Annotated in this window: 20 protein-coding genes and 5 pseudogenes; 21 read left to right on the top strand and 4 right to left on the bottom strand. The window is 69.4% G+C overall.

Translation table 11 applies throughout. The features are described 5' to 3' along the window. Positions 1–266: 266 nt before the first annotated feature. Positions 267–1,952: an FG-GAP repeat domain-containing protein gene (locus ACN6LM_RS04765; protein WP_445063999.1), complete on the bottom strand. Its 1,686-nt coding sequence runs from the start codon at positions 1,950–1,952 to the stop codon at positions 267–269. Positions 1,953–2,332: 380 nt separating this feature from the next. Here ACN6LM_RS04765 and ACN6LM_RS04770 point away from each other — a divergent pair. The 19 genes and pseudogenes from ACN6LM_RS04770 to ACN6LM_RS04860 all read left to right on the top strand — a co-directional run. Further along, a pseudogene (locus ACN6LM_RS04770) lies at positions 2,333–2,398 on the top strand (hypothetical protein); the annotation flags it as partial. A 35-nt stretch (positions 2,399–2,433) separates the two neighbouring features. Then, entirely contained in the window at positions 2,434–2,613 is a 180-nt protein-coding gene (locus ACN6LM_RS04775; protein ID WP_445064045.1) for a hypothetical protein, read from the top strand. A 270-nt stretch (positions 2,614–2,883) separates the two neighbouring features. Then, the gene (locus ACN6LM_RS04780; RefSeq protein ID WP_445064000.1) at positions 2,884–3,570 is read left to right on the top strand and encodes a DsbA family protein; all 687 of its coding nucleotides are present in this window, start codon (positions 2,884–2,886) and stop codon (positions 3,568–3,570) included. Between the two features lie 149 nt (positions 3,571–3,719). Then, positions 3,720–4,802 carry a hypothetical protein gene (locus ACN6LM_RS04785; protein WP_445064001.1) on the top strand — a complete coding sequence of 361 codons (1,083 nt, stop codon included), beginning with the start codon at positions 3,720–3,722 and terminating at the stop codon, positions 4,800–4,802. Between the two features lie 85 nt (positions 4,803–4,887). After that, positions 4,888–5,599 (top strand): annotated as a pseudogene (locus ACN6LM_RS04790) (transposase family protein). A 448-nt stretch (positions 5,600–6,047) separates the two neighbouring features. Further along, positions 6,048–6,950 (top strand): TauD/TfdA family dioxygenase, encoded by a 903-nt coding sequence (locus ACN6LM_RS04795; protein ID WP_445064002.1) that lies wholly within the window; start codon positions 6,048–6,050, stop codon positions 6,948–6,950. A gap of 48 nt (positions 6,951–6,998) precedes the next feature. After that, positions 6,999–8,081 carry a hypothetical protein gene (locus tag ACN6LM_RS04800; RefSeq protein ID WP_445064003.1) on the top strand — a complete coding sequence of 361 codons (1,083 nt, stop codon included), beginning with the start codon at positions 6,999–7,001 and terminating at the stop codon, positions 8,079–8,081. Continuing rightward, the gene (locus tag ACN6LM_RS04805) at positions 8,078–9,088 is read left to right on the top strand and encodes a cupin-like domain-containing protein (protein WP_445064004.1); all 1,011 of its coding nucleotides are present in this window, start codon (positions 8,078–8,080) and stop codon (positions 9,086–9,088) included. The genes ACN6LM_RS04800 and ACN6LM_RS04805 overlap by 4 nt, the downstream gene beginning before the upstream one ends. Before the next feature lie 8 nt (positions 9,089–9,096). Next, a complete protein-coding gene (locus ACN6LM_RS04810; protein ID WP_445064005.1) occupies positions 9,097–10,185 on the top strand; it encodes a methyltransferase domain-containing protein in 1,089 nt (362 codons plus the stop codon). After that, on the top strand, positions 10,182–11,351 hold the full coding sequence (locus ACN6LM_RS04815; RefSeq protein WP_445064006.1) for a hypothetical protein: 1,170 nt from the start codon (positions 10,182–10,184) through the stop codon (positions 11,349–11,351). Before ACN6LM_RS04810 ends, ACN6LM_RS04815 begins: the two co-directional genes overlap by 4 nt. Then, positions 11,351–12,112 (top strand): SDR family NAD(P)-dependent oxidoreductase, encoded by a 762-nt coding sequence (locus ACN6LM_RS04820; protein ID WP_445064007.1) that lies wholly within the window; start codon positions 11,351–11,353, stop codon positions 12,110–12,112. Before ACN6LM_RS04815 ends, ACN6LM_RS04820 begins: the two co-directional genes overlap by 1 nt. Positions 12,113–12,170: 58 nt before the next feature. After that, positions 12,171–13,289 carry an amidinotransferase gene (locus tag ACN6LM_RS04825; protein ID WP_445064008.1) on the top strand — a complete coding sequence of 373 codons (1,119 nt, stop codon included), beginning with the start codon at positions 12,171–12,173 and terminating at the stop codon, positions 13,287–13,289. Continuing rightward, positions 13,282–14,337 carry a zinc-dependent alcohol dehydrogenase gene (locus ACN6LM_RS04830; protein WP_445064009.1) on the top strand — a complete coding sequence of 352 codons (1,056 nt, stop codon included), beginning with the start codon at positions 13,282–13,284 and terminating at the stop codon, positions 14,335–14,337. Before ACN6LM_RS04825 ends, ACN6LM_RS04830 begins: the two co-directional genes overlap by 8 nt. Then, positions 14,334–15,581 (top strand): ATP-grasp domain-containing protein, encoded by a 1,248-nt coding sequence (locus ACN6LM_RS04835; RefSeq protein ID WP_445064010.1) that lies wholly within the window; start codon positions 14,334–14,336, stop codon positions 15,579–15,581. Before ACN6LM_RS04830 ends, ACN6LM_RS04835 begins: the two co-directional genes overlap by 4 nt. Further along, positions 15,578–16,975, top strand: a complete 1,398-nt coding sequence (locus tag ACN6LM_RS04840; protein WP_445064011.1) for an MFS transporter — start codon at positions 15,578–15,580, stop codon at positions 16,973–16,975. Before ACN6LM_RS04835 ends, ACN6LM_RS04840 begins: the two co-directional genes overlap by 4 nt. Beyond that, positions 16,960–18,576 carry a hypothetical protein gene (locus ACN6LM_RS04845; RefSeq protein ID WP_445064012.1) on the top strand — a complete coding sequence of 539 codons (1,617 nt, stop codon included), beginning with the start codon at positions 16,960–16,962 and terminating at the stop codon, positions 18,574–18,576. The genes ACN6LM_RS04840 and ACN6LM_RS04845 overlap by 16 nt, the downstream gene beginning before the upstream one ends. A 20-nt stretch (positions 18,577–18,596) precedes the next feature. Beyond that, on the top strand, positions 18,597–19,775 hold the full coding sequence (locus ACN6LM_RS04850) for a GNAT family N-acetyltransferase (RefSeq protein WP_445064013.1): 1,179 nt from the start codon (positions 18,597–18,599) through the stop codon (positions 19,773–19,775). 117 nt (positions 19,776–19,892) lie between these two features. Further along, positions 19,893–20,420: a DinB family protein gene (locus tag ACN6LM_RS04855; protein ID WP_445064014.1), complete on the top strand. Its 528-nt coding sequence runs from the start codon at positions 19,893–19,895 to the stop codon at positions 20,418–20,420. 385 nt (positions 20,421–20,805) lie between these two features. After that, the gene (locus tag ACN6LM_RS04860) at positions 20,806–21,210 is read left to right on the top strand and encodes a hypothetical protein (RefSeq protein ID WP_445064015.1); all 405 of its coding nucleotides are present in this window, start codon (positions 20,806–20,808) and stop codon (positions 21,208–21,210) included. A gap of 83 nt (positions 21,211–21,293) precedes the next feature. On the opposite strand, the gene ACN6LM_RS04865 is transcribed toward ACN6LM_RS04860, so the two are convergent. Then, positions 21,294–23,030, bottom strand: a complete 1,737-nt coding sequence (locus ACN6LM_RS04865; protein ID WP_445064043.1) for an immunity 49 family protein — start codon at positions 23,028–23,030, stop codon at positions 21,294–21,296. Positions 23,031–23,710: 680 nt separating this feature from the next. On the opposite strand from ACN6LM_RS04865, the pseudogene ACN6LM_RS04870 reads away from it, so the two are divergent. After that, positions 23,711–23,797: pseudogene (locus tag ACN6LM_RS04870) on the top strand (IS5/IS1182 family transposase); the annotation flags it as partial. A 60-nt stretch (positions 23,798–23,857) separates the two neighbouring features. Here the strand turns inward: ACN6LM_RS04870 and ACN6LM_RS04875 are convergent. Both ACN6LM_RS04875 and ACN6LM_RS04880 read right to left on the bottom strand, forming a co-directional pair. Then, a complete protein-coding gene (locus ACN6LM_RS04875) occupies positions 23,858–24,220 on the bottom strand; it encodes a VOC family protein (protein WP_445064016.1) in 363 nt (120 codons plus the stop codon). Positions 24,221–24,542: 322 nt separating this feature from the next. Continuing rightward, positions 24,543–25,274: pseudogene (locus ACN6LM_RS04880) on the bottom strand (DUF2625 domain-containing protein). Between the two features lie 117 nt (positions 25,275–25,391). On the opposite strand from ACN6LM_RS04880, the pseudogene ACN6LM_RS04885 reads away from it, so the two are divergent. Next, a pseudogene (locus tag ACN6LM_RS04885) lies at positions 25,392–25,856 on the top strand (ArsR/SmtB family transcription factor); the annotation flags it as partial. Positions 25,857–25,997: the final 141 nt, after the last annotated feature.

The following is a 25,997-nucleotide window of genomic DNA, read 5'->3' on the forward strand; positions in this document are numbered from 1 at the left end:
ACATGGCCGGTTCGAGGAATCATGTGTAGCAGCAGAGGGCGGAGGCGAGTCCCACCAAGGACGGCCACACCGGAGCGAGCTCGGCTGGCCGTCCCAGGTGTATCGCGAAGATTCCGCCCGCCGGGCGACGCCTGGCAGGCGCGTTCGCAGCGTTGCCGAAAGGCCCTGGTAGCTCCGCTACGAGGACTCCCCGGCGCCTTGCGACCGCACGCACCAGGCGCGGCCCGGCCCGCCTTGTGGGCGGCAGGCGTTCTTGCAAACGCGTCCTAGTACAGGTTGTTGTAGATGTCCCAGCCGTAGCCGATCTTCACGGGCTCGGAGAGCGGCGCGGAGGGGACGCCGGTGGACGTGTAGAGATAGACGTCGCCCTTGGTGTCGACGCCGATCAGGTCGGCCTTGCCGTCACCGCTGATGTCGCCCGGGGCGACCCACTGGGGGTAGACGTCGAAGTCGACGCCGATCACGGTGCGGTACTTCGTGAACGGTGCGGAGGCGTTGCCCGTGCTTCGGTACATGTAGAGCGTGCCGCTCGGCGTACGGCCCACCACGTCGCTCAGACCGTCGCCGTCGAGGTCGCCCGCACCGATGATCTTGTCGTAGATGCCGTAGTTGTAGCCGACCTTGATCTTGGTCGAGAACCCGGTGCCCAACCCGTTGCCCCGGTAGAGGTACAGGTCGCCGGAGTTGGTGCGGGCGAGCAGGTCGCCCTTGCCGTCGCCGCTCAGGTCGCCGGGGCCGATGAGGGCGTCGTAGTCGCCCCAGCCACTGCCGAGGCTCGAACCCTGGTTGTAGAGCGTGCCGTTGGACGTCTCGAGGAGGTCGGCGTAGCCGTCGTTGTCGAGCGACGACGCGAAGCTGATGTCCGCGCCGGCCCAGCCGCCGTCGTCGCTCGCCTTCGTACGGGCGCTGAGCTTGCCGTTGTTCAGTCCGTAGTACCGGTAGAGGGTGCCTCCGGTGGTTCGAGCCATCAGCCCGCTCTTGCCGAAGGCGGGGTTGCCGCCCTGGCCCGCGAAGAGAGAGGAGACGTTCCAGCCGGTGCCGCCGGCCGTCCGCTTGAGGAAGGTGCCGTTGCCGGTGGACTCGTAGAAGTACAGCGTGCCGCCCGGGGTGCGTCCCATCAGGTCGCCGAGGCCGTCGCCGGTGGCGTCGTCGACCGGGATCAGCTGGTTGTAGATGTCCCAGCCGTAGCCCACCTTGACGCGCGCCTTGTACGGTGCGGCTGCGTCGCCGGTACCCGCGTAGTAGTACACGTCACCGGCGAACGTACGGGTGTAGATATCACCGATGCCGTCGCCGTTGACGTCGTTCGCGCCGACGATCTGGTCGTAGACGCCCCAGCCGTAGCCCACCTTTGCACCGGCCTCGAAGGGGGCGCCGGTGACGTTGCCGGTGGCGGCGTACAGGTAGATGTCGCCGGACGGCGTACGGGCGAGCAGGTCACCGCGGCCGTCGCCGGTCAGGTCGCCGGCGGCGACGACCTTGTTGTACTTCTGCCAGCCCGTGCCGGACCAGTCGGCGGAGCCGGAGGCGCTGGTGCCCCGGAGCTGGTGGATCGAGAGCGTGCCGGCCGCCGACAGGGTGAGCAGCTCGGGCACACCGTCGCCGTTCAGATCGCCCGGCGTGATGACGTCCTTGAGCTGCTCGTCGAGGTCGCCGGTGGTCAGGGTGAACTCTTGCGGGTCCGTCTCGTTGGCCGGAACGAGGTAGTAACGACCGTCGATCCCGCGGTACAGCGTGTCGCTGTAGCCGTCACCGTCCACGTCGAAACGCGGGGCGGCGGCAACGGGCGCCGCCTTCGCACCGTCGGCGGCCGCGGCAGACGGCTTCTTCATCGCCGGGTGCTTCGGCAACGTCAGCGTGGGCTGCGGGGCGGCTGCGGGGATGAGGGACTGGACGGTGCGGCGCGGGGCAGGCGCTGGGTCGTCGGCCGAGGCCGGGGCCGCCAGCAGCATGCCGGCGGAAAGAACGAGTGCGGTGCAGGCCGCTATCCGGCTCGCACGCTTGGAGCGTGCGACGGAACGGCCAGGTTCCACAGAAGTCAAAGCCCCCCCAGGGGTCACAGTGGTGGAACCGGGAGAAACGCCTTCACGGGCACGGCATGTGCAGGGTGAAGCATTCCCGGGATGTGCACAGACTCTACAACGCCCCGCGCTCGCGAGTGTGGGAACGGGTCCTCGTGGTCCGGCGGTTGGACGGGCCTCAGGCCGTTCCTTCGGACCATCTGACCGTTGGTTGCTGCGTGGCGTTGACCGAGCCCCAGTGGGCGCGCACCGAGCCGCTGTTGCCGGATCGGACGCTGACGTGGGGCTGAAGGTGGCGGGATCACCGGTAAGTGATCGACGCAATCGCGTTCAAGTACCGCACTGGCACTCCCTGGAGGGAATTGCCCGAGCACCTCGGCTCGTGGAAGGAAGCTCAGAGCCAACTGCGGAATTGGGCCGCCTACGGCACCTGGGAGATGGGTTCACCGCCCTGCTCGCCCAGGCCGACGCCGAAGGCGACCTTGACTGGGCCGCTGCCGACGACTGCAGCATCATCCGCACCCACCAGCGCGCCGCCGGGGCGCGTCAAAAGGGGCTCTGGATCGATCTCCGACTCCGCCACCTGGTGTGAGCGAGCCGAGGACACTGCTCCGCAGACGGCGCTGGGTGGTCATCCGTAGACGTGGGCGACGCGGTCCCCTCGTGGCTCGGTCCTGCTGGCCCTGTATCACGGGTGTATCTGTCACACCTGGGACGTAGAGTCAGCTGTTCACAGGGGAGGGGACAGAGATTGATGGGAATGAGGATCCGAAGACCCGTCTTGGCTGCCGTGATCGTGGGACTTGTGGGGGTTTCGGCGGCATGTGCGCCCGGCGGTGAGAGGACTGGAGAGGACGATCCGGTGGCAGCCCGGGCCGTCAGCTATCAGTCTCCCGAGGACCTGCCTGAACGCAGAGATGCTGACGGCACCACCTTCGAGGTGGGTAACCCCAAGGCCAGCTCGACGGTCCAGGTGTATGAGGACCCGCGTTGTCCTGTGGTCGAGGAGTTCGAGCGGACCGGCGCGACCGCGCTGCAAGCCCTTCTGCTGGAAGGGAAGGTCAAGGCGAAGTACACCTTCGCCTCGTTCAAGGACGACCGTCTCGGTGGTGACGGCTCCAAGCGAGCCGTGAACGCCCTGCGCGCCGCGTCGGAGAAGGGATTGTTCGTTGAGTACCACGCGGTTCTCTTCGCCAACCAGGTCGCAGTCGAGAGCAGCGGCGGGTTCACTACCGCACGCCTGCTGAAGCTGGCCGATGAAGTTCCCGGCCTGCGCGACGACACCTTCGATCAGGCCGTCAAAACCATGAGGTACCGCTCGTTCGTCACCGCTTCCCAGCGCGCTTACGAACACACCGGCGACGATCCGATCGGCCCCGGCACACCCACTGTCATGGTGAACGGGCACAACATCGACGGCAGCCTGTTCGCCGTCAACTTCGATGCGAAGCTGTTCGGACTCCTGGTCCGCGACCTTCAGGTACGTCCGGGCGCATGGGAGCTGGAATACGAGCCTCTCAAGAAGAGACTCGATGCCGCCGAGTCCTGAACCGGAGTCGGGCCCGCACTCCACCTACGAGCTCGGCGCCTTCGCCCAGCTCAAAGCCTGGCGAGCCATGGAGTGCTTCAGCCGGCCGCCTCGTGCTCGGCCGCCGATCTCGGGACGTGCGTACCGGGCCGTGCGGCATGATGAGGACCATGCGTAGAAGCGTGGGCGGGGGGCTCCGCCGACTATGGCCATGGCGCGGACACGACGAGTCGGCGCTCGCCGAGATCGAGGCCGAGATCACCGCCTTGGGCGAGGCACTGGACGTCCATTCGTTCAGCCCCGGTCAGCCCGGTGCGACGGATGAGATGCGGGCCGAACTCGCTCGTGCCCTCGACGCGTACGACCAGGCAAAGCGGGAGGTCGAGCGCGACCGGATACGGGTGGAGACACTCCCTGTCCTTCGCACACTGGACGAGGGCAGGCACGCGCTGGCTTGTCTGGATGCCCTGATCGCCGACCGGGCGCTACCGGAGCGCATGCCCCTGTGCTTCTTCGACGCCCGGCACGGCCGGGCCGCCCGGCTGGTCAGTTGGGAGCCTCCCGGGGGTGCCGCTCGCAACATCGCCGTATGCGCAGCGGACGCGGTGCGCCTGACGGAGAACGCGAGCCCAGGCACTCCGCGACATCCGGTCCCGGGCAGCAGAGTCCACACCACCCGGCCGCGCGGCGCTGAGCGCCGTCCGAAGGCGCCGACGGGTGGTGTGGTCAGCGGGAGGAGCGACAGCGACGAGCAGACCCACCACCTGGCCATGCCGTCATACCGTCCCGCCGTGATGGTCTTCTCGACCGGAGGCAAGGCACGGGTCCGCGTACGTTTCGAGGGCGGCGGAAAGGGACGTTCCTCCCGCCAGTACCCGCTGTCCGGCGACGGCGCCCCCATCACCGCCCGGATTCCGCTGCCGGAAGGGAAGAAATCCGTCGCCTTCCGCGTGCTTGCCGATGGCCAACAGGAGGAGTGGACGGCGACAGCGGCGCCACTGCGAGAAGTCCCGCGCTTCCACGACGAGATCAAGGGGACCGGATCGGATGTCGTGCACTACCGAGGGGACCAGGGCCCGGGCGTCCTGTACTGCGCGGGGCCGGGCCTGATCCAGTTGGAGGCGCTGGACGACCACCTCGCCTACTGGGTGACGGTGGTTGAGGGCCGAGCCGGGGAGCATACGTTCCAGTGGCCGGGGCGCGGCTACTACCAGGTGCGCTCGGCCGGAACGTGGCGCCTGTCCACGACGTGACCAAGCACTACCTCGGCCCACCACTCGAATCACCGGCCGCCCGGCCAACCGTGGCGCTCAGAGCGGCGAACTGAACTGAAGCACTCTGCGGTACCTGACCGGACGACTCGCTGTGCGACGAGGGGCTGTCGGGAGCCGGTGGCGGCGTCTGGCTGCCGGTCGTCAGGGGCTCCTCGCTCCGGCACTTCTGCGTTGCGGTGACACATGCGCCCGGCTCGCTGCCGGGTTCGGTTTCAGCAGCGCGACCGCCTACCGCTGCATGCGCGAGGCCGTCGAGGTTCTGGCTGTCCTCGCGACCACTCTGACCCAGGCGATGCGCGTCGTACGGGTCAGGACGTTCGTGATCCTGGACGGCGGCGCCCTGCTGCCGATCGACCGGATCGCCGCCGAAGCCCTGTGCTGCTCGGGCGAACACCAGCGCCACGGCAGGAACGTCCAGGTCCTCACCGACCTGTTCGGCCGCCTGCTGTGGGTCTCGCCCGCGCTGTCCGCTACACCCACGACCCGACTGCCGCCCGCACCCGCGGCATCGTCGGCGCACTCACCGCCGCCGACCTCAAGTGCTGGGCCGACAAGGCGTACCAGGACGCCGGCAGCTCCATCCGAATGCCCTTCCGCGGCCGTCGCATCGAGCGGTGGCAACGCCGCCACAACAGCACGCACGCCAAGATCCGCTGCGCGAGCGGACCATGGTCACGCTGAAAGGTCGGCGCCTCCTACGAAAACTCCGCTGCAGCACCAACCGCATCACGGCGATCGCCCAAGCCATCCTCGTCCTTCACCACGCTTCGGCGTGAGGTGGGAAAGGACTCACTATCCGGCAAGCACATGAAACTTCCGGCCGACACGGGTGATCTTGGTCGTGCACCCGTCCATCAGGGGCTTCGACAGTTCGGGCAGCCTGCCAATCGTCCGTCCAGACCGGCGGGTTGGAAAGGGTTCGCCATTCAGTAGTCGGGCGCACTGAACTCTCGCCCGCCTTTGACGGGGCGCTAGTGCGCTCAGCACGGATACCCCCGTAATGTGGCCACAAACAAACTCGTCAAAGCGCCGAAAATATATCCACCAACTGGCCAGCAATTTAACCGTGATGTGACTTGTATCACACGTGTGACCGGTTGCTCGGCCAAATGGGCGGCGGTCTAGTGGAGTTGTCGGCGCGCATGACCTGTCGCGAGAGCGGCGCCGCACGGCCGTAGGCGGCTGCGGATTCGCCATGTGCAATCTTCTCTCCATGGAGGAAGCATGGAAATAAAGACCGCCGAGATAGGCAGCACTATTGCTGCGGGGGTCGGTGAGACATTATCCGACTGTGATCCGAATGAGGTGCGTCGCCTCCTCCGGGAGAACGGCTGGGTGTATTTCACGGGCTTCGACCCGACGATGGATGAGTACCAGGCCTTCACGCGGAAGTTCGGCAAGTGTGCTACCCCTCGCTCCATCGTCTACCCTCCCGGCGGTGTCGCCCTGGGCTTCCACGCGGAGGATTCCTACAATCCCTGGCGCCCGGACGCCCTGTGGTTCCTCTGCCTGAACGCCGGCAGCGACGGAGGGGCGCCGACCGGTGTCGTGGACGGCGTGGCACTCCTGGAGGGTCTGAGCGACGAGTGGCGCTCCTTCGCCCTCGACAACGACCTGTGCTTCCATCGTGCCTGGCCCCGCGAGCAGTGGAGCAAGGCGGCCGGAGGCGACGACCCCTCCGAGATAAGCGACTTCCTGGGCACGCTGCCGCAGTTCGAGTTCGACTTCTCGCAGGACGGCACCCTGCACACCAGGTACACGACGCCGATCGCGGTGACCACGCGGGCCGGAGCCCGGAGCCTGAGCAATACCGCGCTCCACGCGGTGACCGACCCCGAGTACTACGGCATGAAACTCGCGACCGGCGAGCCCCTGCCACAGGACTTCCTCGACGCGGTGGAGAAGCTGGCGCTGGAGCGGGAGATTCCGCTCGGCTGGTCCGACGGCGACATGGTGGTGATCGACAACTACCGGCTCATGCACCGCCGCGGCGAGTTCCACGGGAGCGGCCGGGAGTTGCGGGTCGTGCACGGCGAGGAGTTCTTCGGAACCCAGCTGCCCACCGCCCACACGCCGACGGCGATGGCCATGAAGGAAGCGGTGCAGGGTGAGGAAGATCTGCGCTGACCGGCCGGCTCGGCCACGGGGTATTCGATGACTGCTTCCACTCGGACGATGGGCGGGCGGGTCGGGTACGAGAAGTACTCGGTCGCTGGCAACACCTTCCTCATCGTGGACGAGACACGCACTCCTCTCCCCGACGACGCGACCCGATCGTCCTTCGCCCGATGGATCCTGGACCCCTTCTTCGGAGTGGGGGGTGCGGACAACGTCCTGTACCTGGCACACGCGCCGGGCGGCGCCGCTCTCACCTTCCGCATCTTCGAACAGGACGGTAGCGAGACCCTTTCCTGCGGGAATGGTCTTCTCTCCGCCGGGCACTACGCCGCACGGTGCCTGCCGGAAGCGCGGGCACCCGGCGGCGAAGGGCGGGTGTGGACGTTCCTCACCGAAATTCCCTGCGGGCGTCCACGACAGGTGCGGGTGGGAGAAGGGGCCGATGAGGGGCGCATGTGGGTGAACGTCGGAGCACCCCGCGAGGTCCCCGAGACGTTGTACCGCCGAAAGGCAGACTTACCAGGCCACGTGCCGTTCACAGGGCAGGGCCACCTGCCCGAACGGCAGAGTCTCCTGAAATTGGAACTCGCCGTCGACCGCCCGCCTCGGCATTTCCTGCCGGATACGGGAGAGCCATGGCCTGACCGGCTTACGGGGCACTTGGTCTTCAACGGAGAACCCCACCTCGTCCTCGTCGGCGCACACGGCTCACCCGCGCTCGCGCAGGAGCTGTTCGCCCCCTCTCCCACACCGGAATCCATCGGCCTGATGGAATTCTTCGGCGCCCGGATAAACCTGTGCTACAAGGAAGCCTTTCCTGCGGGCGTCCACGTCAACTACGTCGACCTCGCCGGGCGCACCCCCCGTTACCGCACCTGGGAACGGGCCATCAACCAGGAGACGCTCGCCTGCGGCACCGGCGCGCTCGCATGCGCCCATGTCCTCCTCGCGCGCCACCTCGTGCCCGACGGCCCGGTCACCATGGAGCCCCACCGCGCGAACTGGCACAGGCCCGGCACCCACCTGCGCGCCACCCCGGGCCCGAACGGCCTCGTACTGGACGGCTGGCCCGCACACATCTGCTCCGGAACCGTGCCCAGCCGGCAGGTCCTCCCCCCACGGCAGGAGACACCCCAGTGACCACCTCGTACCCGGGCCGCGACACCGCCCTTGCCCGGTCCCCGCTCCCCGCACATCCCGTACGTGCACTCCAGGAGGCCGGCGTGGACGTGCGCCCGCTGCCCCTCGCCGCCCACTCCAGCCCCCGGGGCCTGCGGCAGGCGGTGCGGCAACACGCGGTCCCCCAGCTGTTCCGCGGCCTGGCGGACGACTGGCCCGCCAAGCGCGCCTGGCAGCCGGAACGCCTGCGCGAACGCTACGGGCACCACCGTGTGCGCGCCCTGATGAACCTGCCGGGGGACGGCGTGCTCTTCCCCCAGGACCAGCAGCGCTACGAACGGGATCTGAGCTTCGCCGCCTTCCTGGACGCCATGGCGCACGCGAAGGAGGACACGCCCTGCTACCTCGCGTACCAACGCGCGGGAGACCTCCTCGACCTGTCCGAGTGCGAGTTCGGTGCTCTGCTCGGTCCGGCCGACACCCACGAACCGGATACCCGCGCGTGGATCGGCTCAGCGGGAACCCGCTCCATGCTGCACGCGGATCTCAAGGACAACCTCTTCTGCCAGCTCTCCGGGGAGAAACAGGTGACCCTGCTCTCCTGGCGGGACAGCGCGGCCGCCTATCCCTTCCCCGATAATCTGGTGAACAGCCAGATCGACGTCTGCGCGCCGGATCTGGCCGTACATCCCAAACTCCGCGACGCCACTTTCTACAGCGGCGTCGTGCGACCGGGGGACATCGTGTACATCCCCCGCGGCTGCTGGCACGACATCCGGGCGCTGACACCCTCCGTCTCGGTCAACCACTGGTTCGGCACGGCGCAGCGGCTCGCCGAGTACCTCGTACTGCTGGGCCGGCTCGGCCCGCGCTACTGGGCCAGGACCGGCACCGACTTTGTGCGGCACGGCGTCCTGGGACGCCGTGAGGAGACCCGCTTCTTCTTCTCGCCCCCCTCGACCGGCAAGCGGCTGTACCAAGCGCTGCGCACCGGCAACTTCTCCCACGACAACGACCCCTCCACCTGAGGACGGCCATGGTCAACGGAAATTCCCCACTGCCCCCCGCGCGCCTCCCCGGCGTGGACGAGGGCTTCGAGCAGCGCCTCATCGACGGCATCCGCCCGATCGCGGAGCTGTTCCTGGCCTCGTGCCTGCACCACCTCTTCGCCTCCGGCGTGTACGACGCGCTGAACACATCCGACGGGCCACGTGAGATCGAGGCCCTGGCCAAAGACCTGGATCTGGACACCGAACGCCTCACGGGCCTGCTGCTCTTCCTGGCGAACGAGGGTGTCCTGACCGTCCGGGACGGCCGTACGGCACTGGGCGCGAAGGCCCACTCCTACGCCGAGTTCCGCAGCTGGTACACCTTCTTCGTCGGCGGCTACGCGGGCACCGTCGGGCAGATCGGCGGAGCAATGCGCCGCGGCGCGCCGTTCTGCACACGCGAGGGGCGCGACGTCGGCACCGGCAGTTGCGAGATAGCCCACTTCGACGGCATGCCGATGATGCACACCCTGCTCACGGACGCCGGTCTCGAACCCGCCTGCCTCCTCGACCTCGGATGCGGCGACGCCCAGTACCTCATCGACCTGTGCCGGCGGATGCCAGGCGCTACCGCCTGGGGGGCGGAGCCGGACCCGGACGCCTTCGAGCAGGCACGGACGAACATCGAGGCGGAAGGGCTCGGCGACCGGATCACGCTGGTGAACGCCTCCGCCGAGAGCTTCCTGGCCGATCCGCCGACCGGATGTGCGCCTGACACCATCGTCTTCGGCTACGTCCTTCAGGAGGTGCTCGGCCAGCAGGGCGAAAAGACGCTCCTGCAGATGCTGCGCTCCCTGGTGCGCACCTTTCCCGACATCGACATAGTCGTCATCGAGGTCGATCAGAAGGTCGCCGAACCCTCCGTGATGCGCCACGGGCTCGCCCGCAACTTCTGGAACCTGTACTACCTGCTCCACGTCTTCACCAACCAGCACCTGGAGACCCGCCCCTTCTGGGAGGACCTGTTCGAACGGGCCGGCCTCGAGTGCCGGGCGGCAGTCACGACACCGGCGAGCGTGGACAGCAGCGGGGTGGAGCTGGGCTACCTGCTGCGCGGACGGGGGCTGCGGACATGAGCGCGCACCTCCGCGAACAGATCGTCGACTGGGTGGGAGAGCAGCACCTGGCCACCCCCGTCCAGCTCTTCTCGAATGAGTCCGTGGCCGACGCCCTGCGCCTGCTCCGCGACGGCCTCGGCTGCCGCGTCTCCTACGCGCTCAAGGCCAACACCCATCCGCTGATGCTCCAGGCCGTCCGTGACGTCGACGAGTACAACGTCACCAACCTCGCCCACCTGCGCGCCCTGCTCCACTTACGCGTCGAGCCGGAGCGCGTGACCTGGGTGAACCCCGTCATCGACGCACGCACCGCCCAGGCCGTGCTCGACGCCGGAGTCACCCGCTTCGTCGTCGACGATGTGAGGGGGCTGCGGCTGCTGGCCTCCCTGACTGACCGCGCGCGCCTCACACTGCGGCTGCGTCCGGCCCTGGCGGGGGAGTCGGCCCGGTCGGTCGTACGGTTCGGCGCCCTGCCGGAGGAAGTCGTGGGACTCGGCAGTCTCGCTGCCGGACACGGTCTGGCGGTGGAGGCCCTGTCTTTCTTCGTGGGCACCGACACCGAGGACCTGGCCGAAGCCGTCCCCTACCGGCGCGCGCTGGAGGAGGCCGCGGAGGTCCGGGCGAAACTCTCCGCCGACGTGGGCGAAGTGCCTGTGATGAACATCGGCGGTGCCTTCCCGGGCGCGAGGCGCCGCTTCCACCACGACCACCCGGACTTCTTCCACCGGCTCCGCGAACACGCCCGGCGACTGTTGCCGTCCGACGTCACTCTGCTGTGCGAACCGGGAAGGTATCTTGCCGAGCCCTCGATGGCGACGCTCGCGACGGTCGTCGCTGACCGCGTCGCGGGCGGACGCCGGCTGACCCACCTCGACGTCAGCGGCTACTCGGGCCTCTTCGAGACCACTTTCATCGAGGACGGAGGAAAGAGCCTCGACATCCTCGCCCCCGAGCGCGGCGAGCCCTCCCGCACCCAGTTGGTCGGGCCGATCATGGACTCCTTCGACGTGATCAAACGGGATGCCCTGCTGCCGCCACTCGCGGACGGCGACGCGCTGCTGTTCCCGAACACGGGCGCGTATTCCTACGGTTACACCGCCGCATGCGAGGGAGTACGGGCTCCGCACGTCGTCCCCCTGCCCGCGCACCTCGACCGCGTCCTCGCCGCGACGTGGTCGGCGTGATGCCGGCGTCCGGGGAGGGGCGGACCGTCGTGGTCACCGGAGGCGGCCGCGGCATCGGCGAGGCCATCACCGAAACGTTCCTCGCCCAGGGCTGCCGCGTCGCGGTCCTGGACAACGACCTCGAAGCCTTGGGCAGGCACGCCGCACGGGACACCGGCGGCATGCTGCTCACCGTGGGGACGGACGTCGCCGACGAGGCATCGGTGGCGGAGGCGTTCGGACGGCTCGACCGCGAGTGGGACGGCATCGACGTCCTGTGCAGCAACGCGGGCATCAGCATCCGGCGGGACGTCCTCGATACCTCCGCCGCCGAGTGGAACAGAGTCCTCGCGGTCAACCTGACCGGGGCGTTCCACACCGGTCGGCAGGCAGCGCTGCGCATGCACGCCCGCGGCCGGGGCGTCATCGTCAACACCGCGTCGGTCAGCGGTCTCGTCGGCATGCCGCAGTACGCCGCGTACAACGCGAGCAAGGCCGGACTGATCGAGCTGACCAGGACCATGGCCCTCGAACTGGCCCCCACCGTACGGGTCAACGCCGTTTGCCCGGGCTACGTCCTGACTCCCATGCAGGAATCCGAGTACACCCCGCACATGCTGGCGGAGTGCGCTGCCGCCATCCCTCTTGGCCGTCTCGGAACCCCGCGCGAAATCGCCGGGCTCGTCTCGTACCTGGCCTCCGACGACGCCGCGTTCATCACCGGCCAGAGCTTCGTCATCGACGGCGGTGAGAGCGCCGGCGGCCTGGCGAGCGCCGTCTGAACCCCTGCCCCGCCGGACCCACCGGACGGGCGTCAGATCCCTTACCAGAGGTGACCCCATGCTCCACGAAAGCGTATCTGCCTCCGCCGCGCCCCGGACCGCCGAAGTCTGTCCGGTGAACTCCTTCACGGAGTGGGACCCCCTGGAGGAGGTGGTGGTGGGCCGCCTCGACGACGCGGTCTTCCCGACATGGCAGCCTTCCATGGCCGACACCATGCCGGAGAGCTCCTGGGAGGACCTGCGCACCCGTGGCGGCTCCCCCTTCCCCGCCGGGCATCTGCGGGCCGCGCGCGAGGAGCTGGAGAACCTGTGCAGGGTGCTGGAGGCCGAGGGCGTGCGTGTACGGCGGCCGGCCCCGGCTCCGCACGGCAGTTCCTTCGCCACTCCCCACTGGACGAGCAAGGGAGGCCTGTACGCGGGCATGCCCAGGGACTGCCTGATGGTCGTCGGCGACACCATCGTGGAAGCCCCGATGTCCTGGCGCTGCCGGTACTTCGAGACGGATGCCTTCCGCGAGCTGATCAAGGACTGGTTCCGGCAGGGAGCCCGCTGGATGGCTGCCCCGAAGCCGCAGCTCACCGAGGACCTGTTCAGCGACGAATCGGCCGAGGACGGCAACGGCTGGGCCGTGGGGGAGTTCGAGCCGGTCTTCGACGCGGCCGACGTCATGCGGTTCGGGCGGGACCTGGTCGTCCAGCGCAGCCACGTCACCAACGAGTTCGGGATCGAGTGGCTGCGCCGGTCGCTCGGCGACGGCTTCCGCGTCAGCCGGATCGACGTGGACGACCCGCACGCGATGCACATCGACGCCACCCTCGCCCCGCTCGCTCCGGGCAAACTGCTGGTCAATCCCGAACGGTACGTACCTCACGAACTGTTCGACGGATGGGACATCCTCCCCGCGCCCAAGCCAGCCCTGCCCTCCGACTGGCCGATGTACTTCTGCAGCCCCTGGGTCAGCATGAACGTCCTGTCCCTCGATCCCGAGACCGTGGTGGTGGAAAGCCACGAGGAACCCCTCATAGAGGCCCTCACCGCGTGGGGATTCCGGTGCGTGCCCGTCGACTTCCGTCACGTCTACACCTTCGGCGGCTCCTTTCACTGCGTGACCCTCGACGTCGCGCGTACAGGCGGGTGCGGGTCCTACCTCGCCGGGGCGGAGGCCGTCCATGACTGACCCGGCCGGGCAGATGGACGTCGTGTGCATCGACGGGCCCCGCCGGGCCCGGACGGTGCGGAAGCCGATGCCGCGGATCGACCGGGACTACGTACTGATCCGGGTCCTGGCCGCGCCCATGTGCAACGAGTACGTCGCCTACACAGACGGCGTGTACCTGGAGCGCAACAGGTCCGATTCGCTGGGCCACGAGATGGCGGGGGAGGTCGTGCGGGCCCCCGCAGGGGCCGCAGTCCGTGAGGGAGACCGGGTGGTCGCACTCTGCGGCTACCCCTGCGGGCGCTGCGAGCCCTGCCGGCGCGGGTTCTACGCCCACTGCGCCGCCACCGAGGACCCGCGCGGCGTATGCGGCGGTGAATCCGGCGAGTGCGGCTTCGCCGAGTATGCAGTCAAGCCCGCCTGGATGTGTGAACCGATCCCCGACGGGATGTCCTACGAGCACGCCGCCATGGCGTGCTGCGGCCTCGGCCCCACCTTCGGTGCCATGGAACGCCTCGGCGTGGGTCCCGGCAGCACCGTACTGATCACCGGGCTGGGTGCGGTCGGACTCGGCGGCGTCATCAACGCCAAAGCACGCGGCGCCACGGTGATCGCGGCCGTACGCACCCCCTACCGCGCCGAACTGGCGCGCGGCCTCGGGGCCGATTTCGTGGTCGAACCCTCCCACAAGGAGGTCATGACGGCCACCGGAGGCCGCGGGGCCGACCACGTCATCGAGTGCTCGGGGCAGGAGGTGTACCAGCGGCTCGCCTTGGACTCGGCCGCGCGCCTGGGTGCAGTGGCCTTCCTCGCGGAGCCCGGGTGCCTCGCCCTCAGCGTCGACGAGGACCTGATCCAGCGCGGAGTAACCCTCCTGGGCACCCTCGACATCAACCGCAACGACGCACGCCGGCTGTTACGCCTCATCGCGTCCGTTCCCGACCAGTTGGACCGCTACATCACGCACCGCCTGCCGCTCGACCGGGCCGCCGAGGCGTTCGAGGCACAGGCCTCGTTCGAGACCGGAAAAATCGTGCTCTTCCCCCACGGAACCGAGGAGGCACGTTGACCCCCCCTTCGCTTCTGCTCGTCGGTGGTGCGGGACCCGCGCCGCTGGGCATCGATGTCGCCGTCATGGCCATCGAGCAGGCTCGCGCACGCGGCCTCGCGGTGCACCTCATCGGCCATGCCGAGGACCTCGCCGTCACCCGGGACGCCGTCGACCTGGCCGATACGGCCGAGGCCGTGGACTTCGAAAATCCCGAAGCGGCTGTCGCATGGGCCCTCGACCGCAGCCGGCGCGGCGAGGGTTTCGACGCCGTGTTCACCTGCCGGGAACTGGCCCTGCCCGCGACCGCACGCATCGCCGAAGCACTGGAACTGCCGGGGAACAGCCACGAGGTGATCGACCTGATCCGCAGTAAGGCCGACTGCCGCCGCAGGCTCGCCGATGAGGGCTTTCCGCAGCCGGCCTCCCACCCCTGCACCTCTGCCGCACAAGCCCTTCGCCTGCTGGAGGACTCGCCCGGACCATGGGTCGTCAAGCCCCGCATGGGCAGCGGCAGCGAAGGAGTCAGCCTGGTGTCGTCAGCCGCCGGACTGTCCCGAGCCCTCGGCCACCTCCCGCCGGAGAGCGGTCAGGACTTCCTCGTCGAGAGCTACGTCAGCGGCGCCGAGTACAGCGTTGAGGGACTCTTCCGCAGCGGTGAGCCACAGGTCCTGGCCATCACCGCCAAGGAGAAGCTGCCGCCCCCGTTCTTCGTCGAGCAAGCCCACACCCTGCCCGCCCCCCTCCCTCCCCCCCTGCGGCGGCAGATCGAGGAGACGGTCACCGATGCGCTGCGCGTTCTCGGCCTGAGCCACGGCCTCTTCCACACCGAGCTCTGGGTGACCGAAGACGGCATCATCCTCGGCGAGGTCCACGCCCGGCTCGGCGGCGACTACATCCATCGCCTGCTGGCCCACGCGATCGAGGGACTGGAGATGTTCGGAGAGGTCTACGACGACTCCCTCGGCCGCGACACTCCCGCCGGTCCCCGGGGCTGCGCCCGCGCCGGTGCCACGAGGTACTTCAGCCCGCCCCCCGGCCGGTTGCGCGGAGTTCACGGATGGCAGGAGGCCACGCGTCATCCGGCTGTCCTGGCCGCCGAACTCGCCGTCGCACCGGGGGAGCGCGTCACTGCGGCCGACGAGTCCGACGGGCGCGCCGGAGCCTTGGCCGTGGGAGCCGCCGACCCCGAACAGGCGCGCGCCCTGGCGATACGACTGACCGACGGTGTGCGCTTCGACATCGAACCCGAAGAGACCCCGTGACCGCGCGCAAGCCACCCCCGACGGCCCCGGAGCACGCGGACCGGGAAAGGGGGCTGCGACACAACGACGACTTCCTGCGCCTGTGGGGCGGGGAGACGCTCTCCCAAATCGGAAGCCAGATCTCACTCATCGCCCTCCCGCTGACCGCTATCACCCTCCTCGACGCCGGGGCCGGCATGGTGGGCCTGCTCGCGACCGCGCAGTACGCACCCGTCCTGTTGATATCCCCGCTTGCCGGACACTGGTTCGACACCCGCCCCTGCCGTCCGACACTCGCCGCGACCAACTTCGGCCGCGCCCTGCTGATGGGGGTGATCCCGCTCTCCTGGGCCCTCGGCTTTCTGTCGGTACCACTCCTGCTGGTGGTCGCCTTCGCGACCGGCGCGCTCACGGCCGTCTTCGACATCGGATACGTCTCCTATCTGCCGAGACTCGTGCCTCCCCGGCAACTGACCTCTGCCAACGCGAGGTTGGAATCCACCTACTCGATCGCCGGCGCGGGCGGCCCCGGGCTCGGAGGCCTCCTGGTCCATGTGCTGGGTCCGGCCGGGGCAGTGATCGCCGACTCCTTCTCCTACCTGGTCGCCGGCGGGCTCAACCTCGGCATCCGGCACCGCGAGACCCGTCCCCCGCGGGAGAAGAGCGTCTCCCCTTGGCCTGCCATCAGGGGAGGCATGGTCTTCCTCGCGCGCCACCCGGTGCTGCGCCCGGTGCTGCTCCAGTCGGCGGCCTTCAACCTGCTCGGGCAGGTCACCTTCACCCTCTTCCTCCTCTACGGGATTCAGTCCCTGCACCTGACCTCCGGAACGCTCGGGGTCGTGCTCTCCGTCAGTTGCCTGGGCGGACTGCTCGGCGCGGCGGTGGCGGGCCGAGTGGGCCGCAGACTCGGGACGGGGCGCGCCATCGTCTGGTCGATGGCCGTAGGTTCGCTCTCCCTCACCGCCATCCCGGCTGCCCACGGCCGGGCACCGGTAGCGGTGACCGTCCTCATCTTGGGCCTGATCGTGCACGAACTGGGTCTGGGACTGTTCAACGTGCACTCGCTGACCCTGCGGGCCCGCATGATCCCGCCAGAACTACTGGGGCGGGTCACTGCGGGCTGGCGACTGGTCAGCACGGGTGCCATTGCGCTGAACGGCTTGCTGGCCGGCGTACTCGGTGAACTCCTCGGCGTACGGACGGCACTCGCCGTCGCTACCGGGGCCCTGGCCGTCAGCTGTGTCGTCTTCCTGTTCAGCTCCGTGCGCACGGTGTCCGTGGAGGGATCTCCCGAGCCGGACGACGACGATCCCGCCGTCCCGGGGAAGAGACCGGTGGCGGAGTCCTCCGCGGCACCGGGGCAGGCCGACGGCGTGGACGAGCCGACGGAAGGACAGCCGTGGACGCGGGGCTGACAGCGGACGCGGGTGGACCTGGGGACGCGCTCGGGCTGGCCGCTCAGCACTCGCCGGCGTTCCGGGCGTGTCTCGATGAGCACGGTGGCCAGTCTCTCGGTGCCTTCGTACGCACCTTCGCGCCGCCCCCACCCCCATGGGCCGCACGGGCGTGCGAGGACCTGTGGCCCGTCATCGCCTCGCACGTCGAGGCCCTGTACGGGGCGGAGACGGCGCGCGTCGCGGTCGCGGAACTACGGGCTGACCCCTTGATCCCCACCTCCAACCACTTCGGCGTGGACACGTTCGCCGACTCCGTCCACGGCACCCTGCTGTTCGGGATGCGGCCCCTGCCCCGAGGCCGCCCCCGACGGACGGTGGTGATCTTGGGCTGTTCCTCGGTGAGCATGGACAACCTCACCTACCCCATGGGACTGCTGCTCTACGAGCCGGGCGACGGAGAGCCCTCCGCCATCCCCCTGCGATTGCCGCTGTACCCGAACCGCTACCGCCGATGGACGGCGGGAAGTGTCCCGCCGCTGACCGCCCCCATGGTGGAGCGGGCCTCGCGCCGGCTCGCCGCCTACGGACGCGAGGGCAGAGTCGGTGCGGCCACGGTCCGGACCGCCCGCGGCTTCCTGCGGGATGATCTGGGCCGGGCCGGTGTGCTGGAACTGTCCCAGTACGGGACGCAGGCGGCGGCGATCAACACCGCGCTGTGGGGGCGGCTGCTTCCCGCTGGGGGCCCGCGGCCGTTGCAGCTGGCTCTGGAGGCCGTTTGCGCGCAGTTGGCGGCCGGGGACGTGCGGCGGCCCGACAGCTTGCTGAGCCTGCTCTGCTTCGACCCCCGTGTGCGTTCCGAGGTGCTGCGCCTGCTCGACGGACAGCCCGCCTGCTGGCGACTGGACGACCTCGACCGGCGCCTCGGACGCCCCGCCGGCGGACAGTCCCGGGAGGGCACGGTCTTCTTCTGGGGCATGCGCGAGGACGGGCGACGGGTGCCACTGACGCACCGAGCCCGGGGCGGGCAGCCGTGGTTGGACGGGCGTGACGAGCACGGTGAGGAGATGCGGCAGCCGCTCGCGCCCGAAGCCCTGGCCGAGAGTCTTGCGCAGGGAAGGCTGGTTCCGTCATTGCTGACGTGCTTCACAGTGCTCGCCTTCGCCCGCGGGCTGACCTGCGTGGGCGGGTACTACCAGGCGGGGTACCTGCCCGTCATGCGCGACGCCGTGGCATCGGCCGCCTCGTTGGTGGACGCCTCCCTGGCGGAACGGATCCGCGAAGTGCCCGCCGCCGTGCACCTGGCAGGCCTCCAGTGCGCGGCGCTCGTCACCCGCACCGGCTCGAGCGGCCCGGCCGGACCGCTGGAACTCATCGCGGGCGGCGGGCTCACACCCTCCATGCTCGAACGGGTGTGTGGGATTCCCGTGGCGACAGCACAGGCCGCAGCTCTGCTGGAAGTCCTGCCGCACGTGGTCGCACGTAAGGACCTGCCCGACAACTGGCGGCCATGGGCTGCGGAGGCGCTGCGGGCCCGGGACGACGGGAGGCTGCCCCGGCTGAGACTCCGAGAAGGGGAGGTACCGCCGGACCGCGCACGGGAAGCAGCGACGAAGACGTGACGAGTGAGGAGCGAGAGACGATGGCGGACTCGGCTGACGTGGGTGCGGTACCGCGAAGCGAGGCGGCGACGGCCTTCGGCGGGCTCGACGCGGCAGAGTGGGACCGGCTCGCGGGCGAGCACTTCTACTCCACGAGCGACTGGCTGCGATTCTGCACAGCGGAGACGGGCACGCCGGGTGACGCGGTGATCGTGGACGACGATGCGGGACGGTGCGCCGTCCCGGTCAGGGAACTGAGCGGTCTGCCCGCGTGGTCCACCTACCGGTGGAACGACCACCTGCTTGAGGCGGGGCTGCCCCACCTCGCTCCCGACGGACTGCTCGTGGGCTCCTCGGAGGGCTTCCAGACCCATGTGCTGCGGAGCGGAGACCACTCCCCGGACCGTCTGGAGCGTCTGGTCGGGCGGTTGCGTGAGGTCAGCGGCAGCGGCCCCGGAGAGGCCCGTTCCTGCGTGGGAATGTACCTGACCACCCGGGACGTCAGGGAACTGCGGGAAGCCGGGGTCACCGCCGCGCCCGTGCTGCTGGACGCGGATGCGTGGATACCCGTGCCCGAGGAGGGCTGGGAGGCCTGGCTGGAGACCTTTCCTCGCAAGAGGCGGCGCAACATCCGGAACGAGGAGAAGATCTTCCGCGAATCCGGGCTGCGCATCAGCCACCTGCCTCTCGCCGACTGTTGGCGCACCCTCGGCGTCCCCGCGGCGTCCACCCTCGCCAAGTACGGGCACAGGACGACTCCGGAGACGGAGATGGTGTCGATGCGGCGCGCGGTGGACATTCTGGGGAACAAGGCCAGGGTGGCGGTGTGCAATCGGCCCGACGACGCCACGCACCCTGTCGGCTTCTGCATCTACTACGAGTCGGCGGGCAAGGTCCTCATCCGTTGGGTCGGCTTCGACAACGACCGCTTGAGCGGCTTGGAGGAGTACTTCAACGTACTCTTCTACACGCAGGTGCGGCGCGCGCCGGACCTGCGGACGCGCTGGATCCACGCGGGAGCCACCACGCAGGCGGCCAAGGCCCTGCGAGGAGCCGAACTTCGCCCGTTGTGGATGCTGGATCTCACGGCCGGCAGCCCGCTCGCGCGCGCGGCCGACGAGGTCCGCGCACACAACCGCCGCTTCCTGGAACGCTTTCTCGATGATCCGCGCACCGCGGGCGCCCTCAGCCCGCGCGAGGACTGGGAGTTCTACTGCTGACCTCGGACCGGCGTTCCCACCTGTCGCACCTCTGTGCCGTTCTGTCACTCCCGGACATGATCGACACGGCCCCGCCCGGCCGGTAGAAAGGAGTACGGCCGACCGACGAGGAGACGCATGGAACCCCCGGCACAGCGCGAACTCTTCACCGGCCCCGGGGCGGATATCGAGGACCCAGGGGCACTGCTGCCCGCGTACCTCGACTGGTTCCGGGACACACTGCGACGCAAATGCGAAGGACTGCCGCAGGAGGCGCTGAGAGCCCCTGTGCTTCCCCTCGGGTGGTCGCCGCTGGGCCTCGTGCAGCACCTCGGCTGGGTGGAGCGCCGCTGGATGCGGTGGGGGTTCGCAGCGGAAGACGTTCCGCCCTACCCGCCCGGCGGGGAGCAGGCGGAGTGGCACGTGCCCGAGGACCTGCCGGTCGCCGAGGTGTGGGCCCGATTCGAACGGGAGGCGACGGCCGGCCGCGCCCAGTCCGCCGGCCTGGCGCTGCATACTCCGGCCAAGACCGGCGGACGTTTCCCCGTGGGCGAGGAACCGCCCGTGCTGGGGCGCATCCTCTTCCACTTGTTCCAGGAGTACGCCCGTCACATCGGCCACCTGGACGTGGCCCGGGAACTGATCGACGGCGAAACAGGGGAGTAGCCGCTGCCCGTTGCCCTCCACGGGCAGCGGCCCCCCTCATCGCTGTGCAGCTGGTACGGCACTCCAGCACCGTGCCGAGCGCCACGAGCAGAAGCTGGACGGCGCGCGGTGACCTCGGCCGAAGTCAGGGGAACTCAGACCGCGCCGGGGTGCCAGGCCAGGGGCCGGCCCGAGGCACGGGGCGCCAGATGGCCCTCCGAAGCGCCGCAAGACCAAAAACGGTCACCGTCGCCGCGTGATCCACGGTACGTGGAGGAGCGACAAGGCCGCCCCCGCATCCTGGACCGGGGGGCGGGTCGTCTTTGTCGCGGTGGGCGACCCACAGTGCTGGTCGACGTCGAGCCCCGCAGGCCGGTGGACCTGCTGCCGGAGCGGGAGGTGGGCGGTGTCGCGGCCTGGCCGGCGCCCCCTCCTGGCCGAAGCGGAGCGCGCCCTGGGCCCGCTCGTAGCGGCTGGACTCCCGCGGCGGCGCGCCTTCGGCGGGCCCCACGCCGTCGACCATCCCGGCCAGGACGCCTCCTTGGCCCCCCAGCGCAGCAGTGCCGCCGTCGTACAGGCCCACCAGCAGGCCTCGATGTCCGCCAAGTACCTGGAGAGCCGCACGACCGACCCGGCGACCTGGTTGCGCACGCCGAAGAACCTGGACCGGCTCGCCGCCTGCATGCGGACCGCCGACACCCGCCACCGCGGCATCGAGGCCCGGCCGAAGCCTGAGCAGCCTGCTGTTGCGGTCAAGCCCCCTGACCAGCAGCACCACGCGAACCGGCCGGACCAGGCCGCAACCCAGTGAGGGACGGCAAGAGGCCGTCGGGTGACCGCTCCACCCGATGGACGGGCGACTCACCAAACACCCCGGAAGGGATAAAAGTTCCTTCAGAAGGGTTCAGCTGCCCGGAGGAGGTACTGCGGCAGGTACGGGGAGTCCACGCGGATGGCCCAGCCGCGGCGGCGGGCGTGGCAGGCGAGCGCGAGGACGTCGAGGTTGACGGAGACTGCGGGATCGTCGGAGCGGTCGGCGACCTCGTAGTACGCCCGGTGGGCTTCGAGTGCGTCGGCCAGTGCCAGGTTGAAGCTCTCCTCGTCGCCCTCCACGAGCTGCGACAGCAGCACGGCGGGTGGCATCGCGAGCCCCCAGTCCTTGGCCAGCTCGGCCTTCTGCAGTGCCCGTCGCGCGGCCGCTTCGGGCTCGGCGCCCTTCAGGTAGGCGTGGAGTGCCTCGCGGTACTCGCTGAACGCGGAGCCGTCCGGCCGGGCGAAAGTCGGGCCGCTGAGAACCAGCGGGACGAGGTCCTCGCGCACGCCGGTAATCAAGGCGAAGGCGACGGCCTGCTGCCAGTACCCGGCACCGGCATCCTCGCCGCGCGTGGCCGGGTAGCGCAGCGGCCGCCCTTCGATGAGCACCTCGGCCTCCGTGCCCGGCTCCGCCAGCGCAATGCGGAAAAGCGCCGCCCCCAGCTGGGACGCCAGCCGGAGCGTCGCGAGCTGGGCATCCGTGTCGGTGTCGGAGTTGCCCTCCCGCCACTCGAACAGGCGCCCCTGATCACCCATGGCCCAACCGATACGCCAGACAGCCAGGGGCTTGCCCTCGACAGGGGTGAACGCTTCCCGGAGGTGTTCCGCGTACGCTGCTTCGATCTGCGGGATCCCCTCGCACTCACAGGCGGGCCGTTCCACCACCAGTGGGGCCGTGGCAAGCGCGGCGACCGCGTCCGGCCGGCGGTCCTGGCCGAACCCTCCGACCCTGGGACCCGCGGTCTCGAAGCCGGTGACCAGTGCGTGCGGAAGGTAGTCGGTGCGGACGGCCGGCGCCCAGCCCAGGGTCCGATACGCGAGCGCGGCGAGAGCGATGGGAACCAGCGGGATCAGAGAGCTCGGAGAGGCTGCGGGACTCCGCAGGGCAGCGTGCCCGGTCAGAAGGCTGATGAGCGCGGCGTCGAAAGCATTCCGGTCCGCGACGACCAGGGCGCGCAACGCGTGGAGCGCCTTGGTGTCCGGCCGGTCCAGTAGCCCGTCACCGGTCTCCGAGGCGCGGGTGCGGACACGGTCCAGGGCCGCGTCGATGGCGGCGAGCTTGGCCTGCGCGCTCGGCGGGTACTCCTCGTCGTCGCCGGTGTCTTCCAGGACCACGGCCATCAGTCCGGTGGCGAGTTCGCCGGCAGGCGTACCGAGCGCCTGCTCGGCGAACTTCCGCCGGGCGAAGTGGAAGGCTTCACCGTGCCACGGGGCCCTGTCCCTGAGGACGGCCAGGCACAGCGCGTCGATCCACTCCCCGGCGGAGATGCTCTCCGCGGGTGCGTCCTCGCCCGGCTCGTAGCTCATGCCGAAATTCACGTACTCCAGGAACACCTGGAAGCTGCAGTGCGGGTGGTAGGCGGCATAGGCAACGGCGCCGGCCGCAGCCTCCGACGCGTCCTTGAGCGCCACCTTGGCCTCCGACGACGCGAGGTCGGGTGTCTCGACAGAGAGGGCGCCCAGGTAGTCGAGGAACTCGTCGGCGATCGACTGCCATTCGTAGGTAGTCATCCGGTCGGCCCTCGACATGGACCGAACCAGCCCCCCCACCCGATTCCCGAAGTCCTCGCGCGCTGCCGAAATGACTGCCTGGCCCACCTGGTGACGCTCTATTCGCACTGCCTGCTCCTTGATCGATCCCTGACAGTTTAGGTGCGAGGTCTGTCAGTCCGGCGACTGCAGCAACTGGGCTCGGCGCCGCCGCCCCTGCAAGCTCCGTGAGCCCAGGATGCGTGCCGAACGATACGAGGCGCGCAAGGCCGTCGATTACCGAGGCCGTGTATGCCCCGCCGGGCCGCCTCCACCTCGCGGGCGTATCGCGCCCGGAAGTGCGGATCGGCCGTGTACTCCTCGCGTATCACCTTCATCGCGACGCGCGCGGCCGCTGCAACCGTGCAGGCGCCCCCCGTCAGGCCGCCACTCCCTCCAGCATCGCCCCGTGGCGGCCGCCGTCTGCAGCGCGGCGGCGCAGGTGGCCCGGCTCGCTGAGGGCGGGACGCTCGGCACCCGGCCCAGTCGGTTCAGCGCGTGGGCGTCACGGGGCGGGGTACGGCCGCGTCTCGGTTGGTGACGCACTGGCCGGGGTGGCGCTTCGCGGGAGGGGGGAGGGGCACGCCTTCAGCAGGAGCGGCTTGTCCGGCAGATCGGCGCGGAACCCGTGGGCCTGCGGAGAAACACCGCAGATCCAGCCGCCGTCCTCGGCCTTGCGCACCGGGGCCCGCGCCGTGTTCCCGATCGGGGGAGGCGGGCACGCCTGCGGCCTGCGGCTCCCAGCCGGTCGGCAGCGCAACACCGTCGAGCGGTGCATCAACCGCCTGAAGCAGTGGCGCGGCATCGCCACCTGCTACGAGAAGACCGCACGATCTATCCGACCGATCTCCACATTGCCGGCATCTTCTCTGGTCTGCCCGATGAGCCCTTCATCCTCAGACGTGACTGTGGACGTTGATGACACTTCCGTCGGGTGCCTGAACAAAGAAACGCCGAATCCCCCACGGCTCCGTGGTCAAGGGATGGACCACGGGGTACCCCTGGCGCTTGGCTGCGGCGTACGCGGCATCAACATCCTCGACTTCGACCGCCAGCGCCGAATGCGAGGTATGAGGATCCCATGAGTCTGCGGCAGGAGAGACTACGGTCATCTGCGCCGTCGGATTACCCGGCGAGGCCAACATCAGGAAGCCCGGCTCGTCCATACGCACGTCCATCCCCAGAAAGCCGCTGTAGAAGTTTCGGCTCTCCTCGAGATCCTGGGTGACGACATTGGGCATGATGCGACGGATCGTCATTCTCGCACTGTAGCCGAGGACCATTCCAACAACTTGATCCAAACAAGAGGCCCTGAGGCGTGTTTCGAAAGTAGCGCCGTCCGCCCGCAGGGCGGGCCGGGCGGCGTCCGGTGCTTCCCCGAGTTCTCGGCACCCGGGTCAAGGTGCCAACTCAACTGTACGAGTGCCAACAGGACCGCCACTAGCGACCGGGGTCATCCTGAAACCATCAATGAGTCGTCAGGCCGTAGGGGTTCGCAGCCCCATCCCGCCCACAGGTCCTCGGCCCGGCTCCCCGATGCCGGTACCTTGGCTGACACGCCAGGACCGACAGCGGAGCCAGTCACACGTCGCCCAGGAACCCCGGATCGGACGGCCCCATCTGCCGGGCGAAATCCGCCGCGACACCGAGCACCTCACGCATCGGTACAGGCCGCCGACTCGTGGCCGCGAGATCGGCGTGAGCCTCCGCGGACCACAGGAACGGATACACGGAAAGGCCCTGCTCGAAGGTCAGGGCCGCAGCCTCCTCACGCCAGCCGGGCCAGCGCATTCCGTCGTAGAACGTCTCCAGCCTGCCCGAGAGCAGCCAGGCAACCCACCCGGAGTGGCCCATCCCCATCGCCTCCCACTCCAGGGTGTCGGGAGCGAAGTACGTCATCTGGCCAGGTGCCCCAGGACGGCCGGCGGCGGCGGGATCGCCGCCGTTCAACGCGAAGACCCCTCCGACGATGTCATGGCCTACGACCAGACCCGTCGCGGGATGCCAGCCAGGGTCGAGGTCCGTGGGAAAGCGGTTGACCTGCGCCAGACTCGGGAGCCGCCCATCCGCGACCGGGCCGGAACTCCCGCCGAACACTCGCAGCCACCCGTTGTCCACGAGCAACCCGCCGGTGTGCAACGCCACTGCACCCAGCATCGATCGCGCGCTGACCTGCATCTACACAAGGCAGCGGTGGCCCTCGTCGATATCTCTGGGCAGCACTTGAACCGGCACGGAGCTCTCCCTGACGATCCCCTGCAGCTCCGGCCACGCCGGGTCATCCACATTGACCAGCTCATCGATCCCTCGCATCCGACGATGGTCGCACCCTTCGGTATCGCCTCGTCATGTGGGCTGGACCGTGCACGCAGAGGTTGCTCCTGCTGGCAACGGCTCTGCGGGGAAGGCGATCGATTCATCGAACGGAATGCGCGCCAGGGGGGAGTGGTGGAGTTGGCCGAGCAGTCGGTTGAAGTGGACAAGCTCCGGGACAACGCCACCTCCGCGCAGGGCACCGGGCTGACCTTCCTCCCCAGCGTCTTCGGCCGCCCGCACCTGGTGGTCGTCCACGCGCCCGGGTGGCAGCCCATGGTGCAGTACCCCGTCCCCGAGGCCGGTCCACCCGAGCCGGTGTCCCTGGAAGCGGTCCCGCTGCGGCTGGAGGCGCTCGCCCATCCCGTGCGGCTGCTCCGCACCCTGGTTCGGGGCCCGCACACCACCGTTGAACTGGCCGACGCCTGGGAGCTCTCGCCCCCGGGGGTCTCCCGCCACCTCGGTCCTCCGTCACGCGGACCTGCTCAGCCCGCAGCGGCACGTCCGCCACGTCCGCTACACCCTCGGTCTGCCCGCGCCCTCGGGGCTGGGGCGGACCTGCTGGCGGCCGTGCTGGGGTGAGTGCCTTCCTCAGGTGCACGTGAAGTACTCGGTCCTGCCCGGGGCGGTCGGATGGCCCTCGCCTTCGTCAGCAACGTCGCGAATCGTGAAGCGGATCGATACGACGTCGCTGATCGCTGTCCGTGCACACGCCCGAGTGCA

This window comes from Streptomyces sp. SAS_281 (assembly GCF_052542855.1).